Source organism: Holtiella tumoricola (genome assembly GCF_027857615.1).
Classification (GTDB): Bacteria; Bacillota; Clostridia; order Lachnospirales; family Cellulosilyticaceae; genus Holtiella; species Holtiella tumoricola.
In genome coordinates this window covers 1-17,687 of record NZ_JAQIFT010000061.1, presented here as the reverse complement: position 1 = coordinate 17,687, position 17,687 = coordinate 1, and the positions used below count along the sequence as shown (strand labels likewise).

The window sequence follows — 17,687 nt, the reverse complement described above, 5'->3', positions numbered from 1 at the left end:
GGTTTATTTATGTAATTAAAAGTATTATACTATAGAAAAGGGGATAAAATATGAAAAAAAGACATTATATTCATTTGTTTATGCTAGCAGCAGTATTATCTAGTACATTATGTGGAATAGGGGATAAAGACTTTGTGATACCACGAGTAAATGAAGACAAAGACTTTATAATACCACGAGTAAATGAAGATAAAGACTTTGTAATATCACGAGTGAATGAAGACAAAGACTTTGTGGTACCACGAGCAAATGAAGACAAAGATTTTGTGATACCACGTGAGAATGAAGATAAGGGTTTCATGACCTCATGTAAAGAAGTATAGGGAGAGTGCTTGTCCAAACGTTTCGGAAAAAAATGCCTAGTCAATATGACTAGGCATTTTTTAGTGTAAAAACAGTTCTTTCTTTATAACATATGTAATGAAGTTTAGCTTGAAATTATATTTTTCTAAATAAGAAAAATATAATAATTTGAATATTAAATAAAATAAAATAAAATAAAATAAAAAATAGTTAAATAAAATTTAATATGCTATAATGATATGGTAAAAAAAGTAAAAAATGATAATTATAGGGGAGTGGATGGCATGTCATTGAAAAAGACAAATATGACAAAGATGCTATTACTGTATCGTTACATATCTTTAATACTGACATCGATTTTTTTTATAGTAGGGGGAGAAGGGCATAACTTAGGTAATACATTGATTATAATTATGGGAACAACATTAACAGCATTAACTACTCATTATCTTTATAGGCAAAGTAAAAGAGATAAAACACAAATACAAATCATTATATTACTTGAAGTTATAGGGAATTGTATTATTTTGATGTGTTCAGGTGGTTTGCACAGTCCTTATATGTGGTATATTCTCAATACAATGATTATGGCAGGAATAGAGTTGGGACCTCGTTATATGTGGGCAAATATGGTGGTATACATTGGGTGTGTACTAGGATATTTGTATTGTATCGAACTAAGGTATGCCGGATTTTTGCATATAACGGCACAAGATTTAAACTTGATAGCAGGTTTTGGTCTGATTTCGGTAATGGTACAACTTTTGATTGACTACTTAAAGGCATTGGAGGAAAAGAGCAATCAAATTCAGAATCAGTTGGATTATACTCTCAAAATTTATAGAACAGTTTATCTTTTTACCAATCAAGAGGATAGGCAAAAGCTTATAGAAGCTATTTTGAATCATATGCGGATGGTGAGAAAGCTACCTGTTGGCATGTATTTAGATTTTGTAAATGAAGGTAAAGAGATTATACCTTATAGTTATGGCGTGGCATCTGAAGATATAGATAGGATAATAAACCAAATAGATATGGCACAACTAAGTAAAATGTGTATGAAGGATAAATATGGAATGGTTTACTATCAAGATGGTTATACGGCTATCCCTATACGTTACACATATTATACTTTTGGAATGCTCATTGTTAAGGGAGAGTCCAACTTAGAGGATTTAAAGTTTATAGCCTATGTAAGCGGGATGATGATGGAGAAAATAGCATTAGAGGAGTTAAATGAGCAATTGTTGATAGGTAATGAGCAAAATCGTATTGCTAATGAGATACACGACAGTGTCATTCAACAATTATTCGGTGTATCGTGTCAACTTTATAATCTGGAAAAACAGGTTTTAGCTTTAGAAGAAGAGAAAATTGCTAATAATCTTAAAGGGCTTAGGGGAAATATTACAGACTCAATGGCAGAGTTACGTGCAACAATCTATGGAATGAGTTGGAATAAACAGGGCAAGAATAACCTGATTCAAAAGCTAGAAAACTTTATCAAAGTGATGGAGGGATTGCACCCGGTAACAATAACGTTAAAGATACAAGGTAACTTAAATAGTTTAAATTTAGAGGAGCAGAAGGCATTGTATAGAGTGTGCTGCGAAGGTGTAGCTAATGGGATCAAGCATGGTTGTGCATCACAGATTGATATAGATTTGCATCAAGATCATAGGGGACTTGTGCTAAGGATAGAAGATAATGGAAGGGGATTTGATTATAACAAGATTGTTGAGCAAGATAGGCTTGGGTTAGGGATTAAAAATATGGAACAATTGACAAGACAGATAGGCGGAGAGTTTGATATTCATTCTATACCCGGAGAAGGCACGATGATATGTGCAGAGTTTAAATATTATCATATTAAAGAAGCTGTATAATAGGGGGAAATAAAATGAGATTACTTGTTGTAGATGACCACGATATTGTCAGAAAAGGTTTAATTGTTATGTTAAAGGAAGAAAAGGAATTTGAATATATTCAAGAAGCCAGTAATGCGGAGGAAGCCAGAAAGGTGCTTGCAATTGACACACCAGATATTGCACTTGTAGATGTGAACTTAAATGGCCAAAATGGACTAGATTTAATTGCAGAAGTGAGCCAGAAAAATCTTCCTACCAAATTTATTGTTTTTACTTCTTCATCAAGAAAAGGAGATTATATAAGGGCAAAGGAGTTAAATGTGGACGGATATATCTTAAAGGACTCTAATGTAGAAGATATTATTTATGCTATCAAAGCTGTTGGGAGAGGACGTAGATTCTATGATGCAGAAGTCACACAAGACAGACAACCGACAGAAAGAAGCATGCTTTTAGAAAGCCTAACAGACAGAGAAAAGGAGATCTTCATAGAGATTGGAAGAGGCTTGAGTAATGCCCAGATAGCAGAAAAGCTATACATAACTGAGAATACAGTGAAAAAACATATCAGTAGTTTACTGAGTAAGTTAGGGGTAAGTAGACGTACGGAAGTTGCACTTTATGCGACCAAGCTTTGGAGGCGTAAAGATGATTTGTAGGAGAAATGTTTACGAGAGGGTGAGCGTAGGTTTAATCATTGTGCTTCTTATTATTTATTTAATGGGAAATACATCCTTATTTAGTTTCATACCTAGCTATATGCTTACCTATTGGATTATACCAGGATTATGGATGGTATTCATTCTGTTCATGTGGTTCAAAGTACCTAAGATGCATCTAGAGACCAAGCTTAGGCATAAAGGTACAATTTTAGTATGGGCTTTTAACTGTGGTGTAGCCATGCTTATGGCTAATCTATTTGCAGGGATGATACAAGGGTTTGGTAAGAGTCCTTATAGTCATAGTCTACAAGGGATTTTGATGAATATACTTTTTATTTTTCCAGCCTTGGTAGGTACAGAGTGTATACGTAGTTACATTATGAGTACCTTTGGTAAACGTCATAAGTTGAAGGTAGCCTGTGGTGTGATTGTGTTAATGACCTTTTTAGGATTAAATATAGGTAAATTGGTTCAACTTACTACCTTGAAAGATTTGACTATGTATTTAGCAGAGCAACTGTTACCTTCACTATGTGAGAATATATTAGCAACATATTTGGTTTTATGTGGAGGACCTTTAGCTTCTATTATTTATGTGGGTATGACAGCAGCAATGGAATGGTTCTCTCCTATCTTACCTAATCTAGATTGGTTGGCGAAAGGTGTAGTAGGTATGGCGGTACCGATAGGATGTCTGATGGTAGTAAGTAGCAGGTATAGTAAGCTGACTAAAGAAGTAAAGGCCTATCGAATAAAAGAAGAAAGTATATGGCAATGGGCACCTACAGCTATATTGAGTGTGCTTATAATTTGGTTTACTGTGGGGGTATTTCCTATTTATCCATCAGCAATTGCTACAGGGAGTATGCAACCTATGATAGACCCAGGTGATGTGGTACTTGTAAGAAAAGTACAGGATGTAGAAGATGTAGAAGGGCTGAAAATAGGTGATGTGATACAGTTTAGTCGTGATGATATCCTTATAAATCATCGCATTGTAGATGTATTAGAACAAGAGGGGGTAACAGTGTATCAAACAAAGGGAGACAATAATTCGGGTATTGATTCAAGACTTGTTAAAATAGAAGAAGTAAAAGGAACTATAGTAGGTGTTGTTCCTAAAGTAGGGTGGCCAACATTACTATTTAAGAGTAGTAATCCAGAAGATCTAATAGATATAGAGTTCTAAGATAAGGGGATACATATATGAAAAAAGATAAAGAAACAAGAATAGGCAAGAAAATAAAACTAGATACAAAAATAAAAACAGGTATTATTGCTGGACTTATCATCTTAATAGGAATATTAGGACTAGGTTATATTCAAGAACTTAAAAAAGAGAATACTGTAGAAGAAGAGAAGAAACTTTATGAGTATACCTACAATACAGATGTTAAGTATGCTGTTAACTTAATAGAAAATGAACTTTATGAAGAAAATAAACTAGGTGAAGATCAAATTTACTTGTCTGAATTTATAAAGAGCATCAATAATCATTTCACAGTAAGCTTTACGGGTAGCGAAGAAAGTGAGATAAGTGGACAGTATAAGATTGAAGCACAAGTAGCTGGGTATACAACGAAGAAACAAGAAGATAAAGAGATTAAACAAGATATTTGGAGTAAGTCCTTTGAACTCGTCCCAGTTCAAAACTTTAAAGGAAAAGGAACTAGCTATGAAATACAAAAAACAGCAGAGGTAAACTATAAAAGTTACAATGAGTTTGCAAAATCTATTATAGAAGCTACCAAGGTAAATGCACCTGCAGAGTTACGAATTAAAGTTATAGGACAAATGGATATTCAGACATCTTATGAACTAATAGAGAGACCTATTGAGATTTCAACTATTATGCCTTTAGATGGTGCTTACTTCACTATTACGGTACAAGGAGAAGAGACAGTAGAAGATAGTATTAAAGAAAACGTAACAGTGACATTGCCACCAGATCAAAAGACAAGGGTTTTATACTTAGTAGGTATTGGGATTACTGTGTTAGTAGCAGTACTTATTCTAGGCTTTACCACAGCGCCAACGGCCGAAGATAAAAGAATCAAAGAGATCAAACAACTTTTAACCCATTATGGAAGCCGTATGGTAGGTGTCAAAACTATAGAAGATGAAGGTTATGATAAGTACTATGAGGTTAAAAGCTTAGAGGATTTAGTAAAAATAGCAGATGAGCTCGAACAGCCACTATTATATGAAAATAATAGAGATATGTTATCCATACAAAAGTTCTATGTTATTGATAGGGGAAGTGTGTATAGCTATCAATTAGAAAAGGGTGGGCGTAGCAAGAAAACAATAGCTGCAGAAAACGGAGAAACATCTCCTACTGAGACAGCTAATTGGGAACACCTAGACCTATAGTAAGGAAAATATGAGAAGGTAGCCCTGAACTACTACTTAAGTAGTAGTTCAGGGCTACTTTTGTGTGATGAAAAGCCGGTTTAATAAGGGTAGAATAAAAGTAAAACATAATAATGAAGGGAGGAGAAGTATGGGGAAAACTATGCGTAATAAAAGAAAACGTTTGATTTATTTGATGAGTGTAGTTGCTGTCATGAGTAGTCTTATGGGGATAAGCTATGCACATTGGTCTGGTAGTTTACAAGTGATAGCGAGTATAACTACAGGTAGATGGATATTAGACTATGAAGATGGCAGTGGACATATATATGGAAAAATAGCATGTGAACAAGGGGAAGAAGGCTGGAAAGTGGAATTACAAAATGAAGAGGGTGAGGAAGGCAGCGGACAGAGTAGATACAGTAGCATAGCAGATGATTATAACATGGAGGTATTTGCAGAAGTTACTTTGACCAATGATGGCACTACAGCTTACAACTTATGTCTTAAAGATATTGCTGCAAATATAGAAATATCAGATGGTATTACATACCAAGAAAAAGTCGAAAAGGTCAAGGTTTATAGAGCAACAGATAACGGTGGAAGTAGGATACGTTTAGAAGAGTGTGAAGACTGGTTTTTGTTAGAAATGGGAGCAACAGAAACCTTCTATATAAAATTATATGAAGACAATACACAGATCACAATACCAGAAGACCTAACTAATTATTTTACCAATCAGTGTAGAGTGACTATGACCCTTAACTTAAAATATGGATTAGGGCTATCACAAAATGCATGGTATAGTACTAAGATTCGTGTTGATAGAAGGGACTTCCCAGTAGAAATGGTACAATTACCACTAGATATACTATTGCCAGAAGGAGAGGGAGCATCAGGGTTAGATGGTATGCCAGTACCACTACCAATAGACCCAATGCAGCCAGATGGTTCTGAAACACCGGGTTCAGGAGGTGTTCCAATACCACTACCAGCAGATCCAGTAGACCCAGTGCAGCCAGATGACTTGGAGACACCAGATTCAGGAGGTGTTCCAACACCACTGCCAGCAGATCCAGTAGACTCAGTGCAGCCAGACGACTTGGAGACATCGGATTCAGGAGGTATTCCAACACCACCAGTAGAACCTGAGCTACCAAAAAATTGGGAAATACCAGATTCAGCGGCTATATCAAGCCCGACTCAGGATACAACATCAGAATTACCATCATCAACACCAGAGCCTACTCAAGTACAAGAAGTGATGGAAGGAGGTGGCGGTAATGAAGAGTAAACAACTATTAGGTATAGCATTAATGACTTCTGCAATTTTATTGCAAGTAGGTTATGCTGCTACAACTGTGAAGGAACATACCATTAGCACCAAAAGGTTTGACGTTTATTTTAATAATCCAGTAGTAACTAAAGCCAGTCCATATGTAGACGTAGAGATTGCAGAAAATAAGACAGGTATTGATGTGAAAGTAAATAATCTCTATCCAGGAGCTTACTTTAATATTGAAACATACATTGAAAACTATGGCGAGATTACAGCACAAATAAAAGATATTACACTTACACTAGATGAAATAAAAGATGTTGCAGATAAAACCTATAATCCAGAAATGATAGATTGGTTAGTGGGATATGATGAAGCAGGTCGTACTTATAAAGGAAAAGAAGCTTATACAGATTACCTAGTAAGTACCTATAAAGGTACAAAGTTAGCTCAAGGGGATACTATGCCTATGAAGTGGAGCATGGGAATGGCACCTGAGATTGAAGATATGCAAGATCAAATCATAGGTTTTACCATCAGTATTAACTTAGAACAAGTAATAGAATCTGGCGGTGGCTCTGGAGGAGGGAATGAATCTGGAGGAGGTAGTCAAGAACCAGATGTAAAACCAGGCCCAGATACACCAGACCCAAGTAAACCAAAACCTGATGTATCCACTCCAGATCATCAAGAAGAAAATACACCCGATGTAGCTCAGCCAGGTGATGAAGGAATAGAACCTCAAGAAGAAGTAGTAGAAAATTTACCTGATATAGAACAACCACAAAATCCACAAGAAGAACTACCAAATCAAGGAACAGTAGGTCTGCTCCCTAAAACAGGTGGCGTAGCACCAGGTATCGTATACGGAATAGGTTTTACCCTTTTAGCTAGTGGGCTTGTGATATATAGAAAAAAAGATGAGTAATTTTACTACTTAATAAAAGAAGAGTGATCCCCTTTTTGCTTTGCTAAATAGCCAAGTGAAAGGGGGATTTTATATTCTAGTACTTTGATTAGTTCGGCTAGAAGAAATAGTGCAATTTGCCTACTACTTAAGTAGTAAGAGAAGTATTCACAAGTAGTAACAGAAGTACACCTAAGGATGATGTGGTAATAAATGGTAAAAAGTATAATAAAGACATGAAGCAATACAAATAAATTGAAAAAGGGAGAGAAAAAAATGAAAAAAACTAAATTTATGATTGGGGCTTTAGTATTATCAATGGGATTATTAGGAACAGGTTATGCATACTGGACAGATACATTAGCTGTTAGTACAACAGTAGATACAGGTCATCTTAATGTAAAATTTGCTAACCATCAAAGTAAAGATACTTATTTAAATGATATCGTGCATGATGTAGACGGTAGATATACAACGTTTGTTTCAACTACAAGTTTACTTGATGGACCAGCAGAAGGTGATTATGATAATGAAGAGGATTTAATTAGTATTGAATTAAGTGAATTAGTACCAGGTGCCTATACCTGTGTTAAAGCTGATATGGTTAATGCTGGAACTGTAGCTGCTAGATTGGCTAAAGTTACTCCAACATTACCAACAACTATAGATGAAGAACTCAAGGAAGATTTGCTTGTAAAAATTGTTGCATGGGATAATGATGTATTTTGTAATTTATATGAAGGAACTCTATCAAATTTAAAAGAAGTTAATGTAAAAGAAGTATTAGGTGGTAGAGATATACTTTTTGTACCTGGTACAGGGGCAGATTCTGATATCAAATTAGAAGTATTTGTAGGATTAGATTCAAAAGCTAAAAATAAAACACAAAATAAAAATGCATCTATCGAATTAAAATTCTTATTTGAACAAGTATTTGATAATAATTTCTGGAACTAAGTATTAAGTAATAAAGCTTGATATTCAACAAACCACCTGTTAATAAGAATATTAATGGGTGGTTTGTTGAATATAGGAGAGGAAAGAATATATGAGTAGGCATATAGGTAAATTACTAATAGTGCTAGGTATTATAGTGCTCAGCCTTCCTATGCTTGGGAATATATATACCAAGTATGAACAACAAAAATTTTACAAGAATTATCTATATAGTCTTTCACAACTTGAATCTTCTATGGAAACACTTCAGGAAACATTGGAAAATGGCACAGAAGATGAACATGGAGTACAGGATAACTTAGAAATACAAGAAAAGGATCAATTAAATGTAGTTGCTCAAACACCTAACGGTCTAGAAGTCCTTGGTATGCTATCCATCCCTAAGATAGATGTAGACCTCTTATTTACGGAAGGGGTAACCAAGGAAGCACTTAAATATGCAGTAGGGCATATGCCAGGGACGGCTATGCCTGGAGAGGTGGGCAACTGTGCAGTGGCGGGGCACAGGAGCTATACCTTTGGAGAGTATTTTAATCGTTTGGATGAGCTAGAAGTAGGAGATGAGATTACTGTGAGTATAGGAAATGAAACGTATACCTACAGAGTATACGAATCTTTTCTTGTAGAGCCTAGTGAAGTATGGGTAACAGAGCCGGTAGAAGATAGAAAGGTTATCACGCTTATCACTTGTCACCCCGTGGTTAAAGCAACCCATCGTTTGATTGTGCGAGGAGAGTTAATAGAGTAGCGAGTAAGGCTATCTTTGAGTTTTTGACAAATTATGCTATAATGGTACAGATTACAAAGCATATATTATAAAAGATTTTAGAGGAGTAGGAATTATGTCAGAACCAATTTTAGTCATTATGGCAGCAGGTATGGGGAGTCGCTATGGTGGACTTAAACAAATCGATCCAGTTGGGTCACATGGAGAGCTTATCATTGATTTTTCTATCTATGATGCGATCCAAGCTGGATTTAAGAAGGTTGTCTTTATTATTAAAAGGGCTAATGAAGCAGACTTCAAACAAGCTATTGGAGACCGCATTGCTAAGATGATTGAGGTAGAGTATGTATACCAAGAGCTTGATAAGTTACCAGAAGGTTATGAAGTGCCGGGAGAGCGCATCAAACCTTGGGGTACAGGTCATGCTATTCTTTGTTGTAAAGAAGTAGTAGACCAACCTTTTGCAGTTATTAATGCAGATGATTACTATGGCCAAGAAGCTTTTAAAGCCATTTATGACTTCTTAAAAGTAGCACAAGATGACGATAAGTATCGTTATGCTATGGTAGGGTATACTTTAAAAAATACTTTAACAGACAATGGTCATGTAGCACGTGGGATTTGTGAACTTACCCAAGAAGCTAAGCTTGCTTCTATTTGTGAGCGTACTCACATTGCACATCACGAGGGAGAAGTGCAATTTTTAGAGGGAGAAACTTGGACACCTGTAAGTGAAGAAAGTATTGTATCTATGAATTTATGGGGCTTTACACCAAGTATATTTGAAGCTTTAGAAGCTCAATTTGTACCATTTTTAGATCAAGCAATCCAAGAGAATCCACTTAAAGCTGAGTTCTTCTTGCCATCTGTAGTAGATACTCTAATCCAAGCGGATAAAGCAAGTGTAGATGTGCTTCATTCTAAAGATAAATGGTATGGTGTAACTTATAAAGAAGATAAACCAGCTGTTGTACAAGCTATTCAAGGCTTACAAAATGCTGGTGTCTATCCAGAAAATATCTGGAGATAAATAATCGTTTTTAAGAAAAGTAAAAGCAGTGGAGCCTTTAAAAGGCCTCCACTGCTTTTTTTGTTGCTCTATAGATAAGTACAAGGATACTTATAAGGATAATGCTAACACACACACCTAGAACATCCTTGCCCATATCAATCCATTCAAAGGCTCTACCATTTGAACTAAGTTGTATAATCTCATCTACCAAAGCAGTAATCATACCTAGAATCAGAGTAACGCAAGTAGCACGACGCAAAGAAATTTGTTGGAATAGAAAGCTCCCCATTGAAATCAATCCCAACAAAAAGAAGAGACCAAAATGAGCTAAAGCACGTATCTCACTATTAGTTGGTGTCTTCATAGATTCTGAAAGTCCTGTTTGTTCAAGAACTGTAGCGACAGACTGAGTCACTTGCTTACTAAGGGTGTTAGAGGTAGGCGCATCTTGTAAGGAGAAACGAAAGATTAATAATATTGCACAGGAAATTAAGATACCACATGCAATAGAACGGCATTTCATCATGCAGAAACCTCCTAAACATAATTTGTATTATAGTATAATAACATAAAATTAAATGAAATAGAAAGGAGACCTGGTGATGGTCTCCTTTTTGTCTATTATTTAGTTGAATCTAATGTGAAAGTTTTCATAAGTTATTCTAGGGTATGTGTCACAGTAGAAATTTCAGAAATAGCTTGTGTAATATGATCACTAGAATGAGATAATTCTTGTTCTTTAAGTTGTTGTGTCATATCAGAAGTATTATTTTTTAATAGATTACTTTCAGATACAAGTGATGTAATCATATTAGTAATTTCTTTAGAAAAATATAACAAAAAATTAAGTTTAATGCAAAAAAAATATATGTTAATCAAAAAATGTAAAGCTAGATTAAGAAAATATAATCCTAAATGAGAGTAAGAATATAGTGATATTGATACATTCATAAGGTGCTATCTGATAAAATTTTACTAAATATAAGTTGTAGTCTTGACAATAAAATCAAACTATATAATGATTTAATGTAAAAAGGGAAGGATAAGAGTATGAGGAAAATTTTAATAAGAGGAACAGTTATCATAATCCTTCTACTAGGAATCTTCTTTTTGGCACGGACATTACCTTATGCAAAGGATGCATTAAGGACAGAAAATGTGGATGGATTTTCTAAGGACTGGTTGTTAACTATAGAAGGAAGCTCTATAGGAAAAGTGATAGACTTACCTTATGATATCCATGAAGATGAGGCAAGTCAAACCATAACCATACAAAAAAGGTTGCCCCTTTATAATTTTCCTAATCCTAGTCTTAGAATAGGGACAGGTAACTTAAAGTTTAAAGTATTTTTAGATGGAGAATTAATTTATCGTTTTGATTCTTTAAGTGCTTTAAATAACGGGAAACCTGTAGGCAATGCCTGCTTAATAGTAGATTTACCAGAGGATTGTTTTGGTAAGGAAGTAAAAATAGAATTTAAGTCATGTGATAAACAGGCTATTGATATATTATATAAAGTAGAATTTGGGACAAGGGACTATAATATTTTAGTAATGTATAGTTATAGTAGTGTAGAAATGATGATTGCTTTTTCACTGGTTCTTATTGGTGTACTCATATTAATTCTTATTATTTTAGTAAATTTTAAATATAAAACAGGTTATGAAAATCTCTATTTAGTAGGATTAATTGGGTGTATTGTAATATGGATTATAGGGCAAAGCCAAGGTTACTTGTTTATTTACAATAACTTTGCCTTTAATTACTACATTCAATTAAATGTTTTATTCTTATTTCCTGTTTTAATGTATAGATATATTTATCATCGTTACAATATGGAGTATAAGCGGGTTACTTTATGGTTATCTGATATTCATTTAGGATATTGGGCATTGATTTTAATTGCACAGTTATTTGAGTTACTTTCTTTAAATGTTTTAGAAAGAGGCTATATCATATTCTTTTGTATTACCTTATTTGTTTGTATGGGTATAGTACTTCAGGAAGTGAATAAGAATAGACGTTATTTAGTAGGTATACTAACGATAGCTATCTTGATTATTCTTATAAATATATTTAAAAGAGATATACAATCTGTATCTATAAGTATGAAGGTAATGATCTCAACCATTATACTTTTGGAAGGTGCCATTATTTTTAAAATTACTTATGGTTTACTTAAGTTATTAGAAACCAACAACTATAATAGGTTTTTAAAGATACAATTAAATAATCAATTAGAACATTATATCTTATTAGAACAGAAGTATATTAGCTATAGGAAGATTCAACATGATATGAAGAATCACTGGAAAGTAGTCAATCAGCTAGCTTGTGAGAATAATATTGGAGAAGTCCAACATTATACGGCCTTAATGCTAGATGAAGTAGAAAAACAAAGACGAAAGGTATTTGATACAGGGAATCCTATTTTAGATGCTATTCTTACAGAAAAGTTTTATATTGCAAGTACATTGGGTATTAAAGTAACACATGAAATCCTTATCAAAAAGAATATAGCTATTGATTTATTAGATTGGTGTAGCATATATGGCAATGCCCTTGATAATGCAATAGAAGCGTGCAAAAAGGTAGAAGATTTGAGATGGATTAATATTAAAATCTACTATAAAGAAGGACAACTTATATGCAAGATCAGTAATGGGATTAATAGCAGTTTGCCTATTGATATCAATTATAAAACAACAAAAGAAAATAAAGAGATACATGGGTTTGGGCTAAAGAATATAAAGAAATCCGTAGAAAAGTATGGTGGAGAGTTACAGATTAGTCATACAAGAGAGGTGTTTGAAATCGCATTTGTTTTGTTTGAAGTTTAGAATAGAGGAGTAGCGACAGGATGTTCAATATTTGTGTATGTGATGATGAAGAGCTTTTCTTAAATAATTTGTGTATCAAATTAGAGAAGATGGCAGTTAAAAATAATATAGAAATTAATATTCATAAGTACCTTAGTAGTGAGCAAATCCTATTTGATATAGAGGCATTAAGTGAAAAGATAGATTGTTTCTTTTTAGATGTACTTATTGATAATAGAACAGGTGTAGACATAGCCAATCATTTAAGAATGAAAGGTTCTAATGCACCTGTAGTATTCTTGACAGTGAGTAAAGAGCATGTTTTTGATGCCTTAGAGATTATGCCACTTCATTATTTAATCAAACAAGAAGTTCAAGATGAAAAGATTGAAGAAATTTTGCTTAAAGCAACTCAAATTGTTAATAAGTATAAGGCTGCCAAGTTCTTTTATAAAGTTGGCCATGAATTAAGAAGTATAGATATAGAAAAGGTTATGTATTTTGAAGTGCTTAAGAGAATAGTTATCATTCATACTTTAAATGGAGAAGCAGGAAGATTTTATTCTACTTTAGAAATGGTAGAAAAGCAGCTAGATCATAAACAGTTTGTTAGAATACATAGGTCTTACTTGTGTAATTTATTCTATATAGATAAAATTCAAAGTAAACAAGTGGTTTTTAGGAATAGGACAAGTCTACCTATAGGAATTAAATATATGAAAGACTTAAAAGCAAAATATACTCGCTATATGCTTAGAAATCTATAGAAATAGATTATTTGGAACAAAAATAAGATGATTTGCAACAAAAACTTATAAAGTAACTCGTATCAATGCTATAATCATAGAAAGCTTAATAAACACCTTTCAACATAACCCCATATGATAGTGATAAATGCTAAAAATAACTTGCAAAAGTCTCCACAGGTGTTTGTTAAGCTCTCCCCAAATATAAACTAGGGATAAGATTATATAAAAGAGATGAGGATAATTCAACATATAAACTGGAAATAAAATGAGGAATATAAAATATGACAGATAGAGCAATTTATCATAAGATGATAGAAATAGTGGACAAACTGGATAGAATTAATCAGTATCAAAGTATTGATGGATTCATAAGGGATTTAGAATATCATGTAGACCAATTAGATTATTTTTATAATGTATTAACATCTAAAGGGAGCGGTGACCCATCTACAACATTTTATCTTCCAAAGCACATTCCCAATGAGCATCAAGTTGCTTATTTCAATTTGACGAGAGGCTTTCCAAAAGAACTTTATGGAGGCCATTGGTGCTATGTGTATAAACGTTTGAAAACCAAGCTACTCGTAATCCCTATGACATCTGTTAAAGAAGATTCCGCAGAGATTGATCCAGAATTTGAATTAGATATTAAAATAAAAGAATTTAAAAATAGTAATCTTGCTAGATTACAGCTAAGTGATATGCGTACTATTGATATTCAACGTCTATATATAAAAAAGGGTTTTTATGATGTAGAAACCAAAAGAGAAGATATTATAGCGCATATGAGGAACTTCTTACTATAAGATATAACGTCGAATTGTAGAAAAATCAAATAATATGCGAAGCAGCTATTTTGTGGGTTATACCCCTTAAAATAGCTGCTTATTTTATGTTATCCCCAAAATCTGGGGAAAAAAAGCTTAAAATTGGGGATAAACTTAAATGGTGGTTGAAAACAATATTTAAATTTGGGGATAACCTGTGAATAATAGGGAAAAGTTGTCTACAGCATTTTCTATAAATTATGCATAAACGACAGAAAAGATAAAGTGTGAACTCTAGAATTTTCTTATATTACAATCTGATTAAAAAATCTTGAACAAACAGAAATTCAATTGTCTTTTAAGGAAGTATCTTATAGAATAGAAAATAGTGGTAGAGTATACTCTTAGTTAATATTATGTGCAAGGAAATATAAGGAGGCTATTTAGATGAGAAAACATTATTCTAAATTACTTTTGACTTTTTCACTTGTAGGCATTATGTCTGTAAATGTGTTTGGTGCAGTAACATTTACAGATGTTAAAGAAAATCATTGGGCCTATACAGCGATGAGTTATATGCAAGATAAAGGTTATATGACCAAAAATAGTAGTGGGGAATTTGCACCTACACAAGAAGTTACTTATTTTGAAGTAGCAGAGGTGCTAGCAAAAGCGACAGGTTATCAAGATGAACTTGTTATCAAAGATATGGATCCAACTTTGAAAAAGCAAATCGCAGAGAATTATGAAGCAAAAAAACCATTACTGAAGACATATATGGATAAATACAGTGCATGGGAAACAAGATGTAATGAAGAAATTGCCTATTTACTTGGTCGTGGCTACTTAAAAGAAGAAGATTTAAGTCGTTTCATGATTAAAAGTGCAGAGGGTAAAGAATTTAAAAATACTTTAACAAAGCAAGATCTTGCAGCGTTTTTAGTACGTGTAATTGGTAAAGAAGTAACTGCAAAAGAGAAATATACAGGTAAAACAAAGTTTACAGATAATGACCTTATTCGTGAGGAGAATAGACCTCATGTAGCTTATTTAAGTGAAATTGGCCTTTTAAATGGGGATGCTAAAGGCAATATGGGAGCAAATACAAAGGTAACAAGAGCCCTTTGTGCCCAAATGACTTACAGTGCTTTAGTCTATAAAGAGAAACTAGACAAAGAAGAAGCAGCGAATAAGCCACAAACAAAACCAGAAGACAATACATCAAGTACAACACCAGATGCAGCAGCTATTAAAGGGAAAATCAATAAAGTTGTACCTAAAAATAATGCAGCAAATGAGAATTATGTCCTTTTAGAAGTAAATGGTAAAACAACTTTCTATACAGCTAATCCAAGCACAAAAGTGACTAATGCAAGTGGACAAGTTGTAGACTTCTCAAAAGTAACAGTAGGTGAGAATGTAGCTGTAACCGTTGCAAAAGAAAATGGTATTGAACTTATCAAAACCATTCAATTATTAGATAACACAACAGGTGGAACAACAACGACACCAGATACAAGTGATAAAGAAGACACAACAGAAGATACAGAAACCATGAGATATTTAGGTGATGTCGAAAATATCGGACGTAGTGGATCTATTTCTGTATCTACTAATGCTGGTATTGTGACCTATCTTTTAGCAGATCAATATAGTATTGTTGAAGGTACTAAAACTTTAACATTAGAAGATTTATCTGTAGGTGATCGCGTACGTATTTACATAGAAGACAATAAGATTGTTAAGGTTAACATTTTGGCACGTGCCCAAGTAAATGAAACAGAAGCTGAATTTGTACGCATTGCAAATCGAGTGACAAGTTATAGCTTAACCATAGCAGATGGCACAAAGGAATCTATACTAGAAGTGGACTTAGCTGCAGATATTACACGTAATGGTAAAGTAGCTAACGTACAAGACTTACGTATGGGTGATACATTAAAACTTGAGATGGATGGTGGTGTGGTTACATCTATTGAAGCAACAGGAGAAGAAAGTAGCTTCGTTGGGACTGTAGAAAGTGTTATTTTATCAAGCACACCACAGATTGCTATCAAAACAAAAAATGACCTTAAAATTATTAATATCACAAAGAACACAGATATCTACGATGCAACATCTAGAAAAGATATTACAGTACGTGATATCTTATTAAATGCTAGAGTAGAAGTTATTGCAGATAGCAGTGAAGCACTATCTATTGTTGTTAAAGAAGTACCTACAGAAATGGTTTATACAGGAACAGTAGAAAATGTAGGTCCATCAGCTAAATACATAGATGTACTTGTTGACTATGATGAACTCACAGGAGAATCCAAAGTACTTAAACGTATTGAGATTCCAACACAAGTAGAGATTATTGTAGAGGGTCAAGCAAGCTACAGAAATCAAATCAAAAAAGGGAATAAGGTAGAAGTTACTTATAACTATAACAATCTTAGCTACCCAGAAATAATAGAAGTAATCAAAAAATAGTTGAAGACATAGGAACAAGGGGCTGTTATACACAGTCCCTTTTTTTATAGAGTACTTAAAGTAATAAAGAGTGTTTGAAAAATACTTGAGGTTGGATATAATAATAGTATAAAAATATACTATTACCTTTAGGGAGAAGATGAATGAATAAGATAATACAAGAGCTAAACTTAGATGATGACTTTCTCTTTGCAAAGGTAATGAGTGATCAAGAAATTTGTAAAAGAGTACTTGAAAAGATATTAAACATTAGAATTAAATATATTGAAATGCCTACAGAACAAAAGGTTATAGACCTACTACTAACAAGTAAGGGTGTACGATTAGATATCTATGTCAGTGATGAGAATGATACAATTTATAATGTAGAAATGCAAAAAGGTAAACGGAAAAATCTTGCGAAAAGAAGTCGTTACTACCAAGGTATTTTTAAATACAAAAGGGACACACGATGATGTGGATGAAGAATTATTAGAGTTTTTAGCTTATGTAGAACATTCTACTGATGCAGTTGCAAATACTGCAAAAAGTATGCTAGTAAAGGAAATTCATAAAAAGGTAACTTATCTCAAACAAGACAAATCAATGGAGGTGCAATATATGACACTTTTAGAACGTGATAAGGAAAAGTTTGAAGAGGGAAAAGAAGAAGGTAGAGAAGAAGGCATCAAAGAAGGTGTATATAAAGTAGCAAGAAGCCTATTAGATATATTAGACGATAATACTATAGCGGATAAAACCGGCTTATCTTATGATGAAGTTAAACGATTAAGAGAACAACTGTAGAGATGGTAAGAGCACAGAATATA

At 33.5% G+C, this 17,687-nt stretch carries 18 protein-coding genes; 16 read left to right on the top strand and 2 right to left on the bottom strand.

The features are described 5' to 3' along the window. Positions 1-50 precede the first annotated feature (50 nt). The 10 genes from PBV87_RS16885 (at position 51) to PBV87_RS16840 (ending at position 10,085) form a co-directional block, all read left to right on the top strand. A complete protein-coding gene (locus PBV87_RS16885) occupies positions 51-323 on the top strand; it encodes a hypothetical protein (RefSeq protein ID WP_271013043.1) in 273 nt (90 codons plus the stop codon). Between the two features lie 264 nt (positions 324-587). Beyond that, the gene (locus PBV87_RS16880; RefSeq protein WP_271013042.1) at positions 588-2,189 is read left to right on the top strand and encodes a sensor histidine kinase; all 1,602 of its coding nucleotides are present in this window, start codon (positions 588-590) and stop codon (positions 2,187-2,189) included. Between the two features lie 14 nt (positions 2,190-2,203). After that, positions 2,204-2,830: a response regulator gene (locus PBV87_RS16875; RefSeq protein ID WP_271013041.1), complete on the top strand. Its 627-nt coding sequence runs from the start codon at positions 2,204-2,206 to the stop codon at positions 2,828-2,830. After that, positions 2,820-4,022 (top strand): signal peptidase I, encoded by a 1,203-nt coding sequence (locus PBV87_RS16870; protein ID WP_271013040.1) that lies wholly within the window; start codon positions 2,820-2,822, stop codon positions 4,020-4,022. The genes PBV87_RS16875 and PBV87_RS16870 overlap by 11 nt, the downstream gene beginning before the upstream one ends. A gap of 17 nt (positions 4,023-4,039) precedes the next feature. Beyond that, positions 4,040-5,206, top strand: coding sequence for a DUF5305 family protein (locus PBV87_RS16865; protein ID WP_271013039.1), 1,167 nt, complete (start codon positions 4,040-4,042; stop codon positions 5,204-5,206). A 130-nt stretch (positions 5,207-5,336) separates the two neighbouring features. Next, a complete protein-coding gene (locus PBV87_RS16860; protein WP_271013038.1) occupies positions 5,337-6,479 on the top strand; it encodes a hypothetical protein in 1,143 nt (380 codons plus the stop codon). Further along, the gene (locus PBV87_RS16855) at positions 6,469-7,392 is read left to right on the top strand and encodes an LPXTG cell wall anchor domain-containing protein (RefSeq protein ID WP_271013037.1); all 924 of its coding nucleotides are present in this window, start codon (positions 6,469-6,471) and stop codon (positions 7,390-7,392) included. The genes PBV87_RS16860 and PBV87_RS16855 overlap by 11 nt, the downstream gene beginning before the upstream one ends. Before the next feature lie 255 nt (positions 7,393-7,647). Beyond that, positions 7,648-8,328 carry a hypothetical protein gene (locus PBV87_RS16850; protein WP_271013036.1) on the top strand — a complete coding sequence of 227 codons (681 nt, stop codon included), beginning with the start codon at positions 7,648-7,650 and terminating at the stop codon, positions 8,326-8,328. A gap of 91 nt (positions 8,329-8,419) precedes the next feature. Then, complete coding sequence (locus PBV87_RS16845; RefSeq protein WP_271013035.1) at positions 8,420-9,076, top strand: class D sortase; 657 nt, start codon at positions 8,420-8,422, stop codon at positions 9,074-9,076. 94 nt (positions 9,077-9,170) lie between these two features. Further along, the gene (locus PBV87_RS16840; protein WP_271013034.1) at positions 9,171-10,085 is read left to right on the top strand and encodes a nucleotidyltransferase family protein; all 915 of its coding nucleotides are present in this window, start codon (positions 9,171-9,173) and stop codon (positions 10,083-10,085) included. Positions 10,086-10,122: 37 nt separating this feature from the next. Here the strand turns inward: PBV87_RS16840 and PBV87_RS16835 are convergent, their stop codons facing one another. Together PBV87_RS16835 and PBV87_RS16830 are read right to left on the bottom strand one after the other, a co-directional pair. Next, positions 10,123-10,593 (bottom strand): VanZ family protein, encoded by a 471-nt coding sequence (locus tag PBV87_RS16835; protein ID WP_271013033.1) that lies wholly within the window; start codon positions 10,591-10,593, stop codon positions 10,123-10,125. A 131-nt stretch (positions 10,594-10,724) separates the two neighbouring features. Beyond that, entirely contained in the window at positions 10,725-10,877 is a 153-nt protein-coding gene (locus tag PBV87_RS16830; RefSeq protein WP_271013032.1) for a hypothetical protein, read from the bottom strand. 240 nt (positions 10,878-11,117) lie between these two features. Here PBV87_RS16830 and PBV87_RS16825 point away from each other — a divergent pair, with 240 nt between their 5' ends. The 6 genes from PBV87_RS16825 to PBV87_RS22935 all read left to right on the top strand — a co-directional run bounded on the left by PBV87_RS16825 (position 11,118) and on the right by PBV87_RS22935 (position 17,664). Continuing rightward, the gene (locus PBV87_RS16825) at positions 11,118-12,908 is read left to right on the top strand and encodes a sensor histidine kinase (protein WP_271013031.1); all 1,791 of its coding nucleotides are present in this window, start codon (positions 11,118-11,120) and stop codon (positions 12,906-12,908) included. Between the two features lie 20 nt (positions 12,909-12,928). After that, positions 12,929-13,654 (top strand): LytR/AlgR family response regulator transcription factor, encoded by a 726-nt coding sequence (locus PBV87_RS16820; protein ID WP_271013030.1) that lies wholly within the window; start codon positions 12,929-12,931, stop codon positions 13,652-13,654. A gap of 263 nt (positions 13,655-13,917) precedes the next feature. After that, positions 13,918-14,442, top strand: a complete 525-nt coding sequence (locus PBV87_RS16815) for a hypothetical protein (protein WP_271013029.1) — start codon at positions 13,918-13,920, stop codon at positions 14,440-14,442. Positions 14,443-14,850: 408 nt separating this feature from the next. Continuing rightward, the gene (locus PBV87_RS16810) at positions 14,851-16,878 is read left to right on the top strand and encodes an S-layer homology domain-containing protein (protein WP_271013028.1); all 2,028 of its coding nucleotides are present in this window, start codon (positions 14,851-14,853) and stop codon (positions 16,876-16,878) included. Between the two features lie 143 nt (positions 16,879-17,021). Beyond that, positions 17,022-17,333, top strand: a complete 312-nt coding sequence (locus PBV87_RS22940; RefSeq protein ID WP_330680471.1) for a PD-(D/E)XK nuclease family transposase — start codon at positions 17,022-17,024, stop codon at positions 17,331-17,333. 1 nt (position 17,334) lies between these two features. Next, entirely contained in the window at positions 17,335-17,664 is a 330-nt protein-coding gene (locus PBV87_RS22935) for a hypothetical protein (RefSeq protein WP_330680470.1), read from the top strand. Positions 17,665-17,687 lie beyond the last annotated feature (23 nt).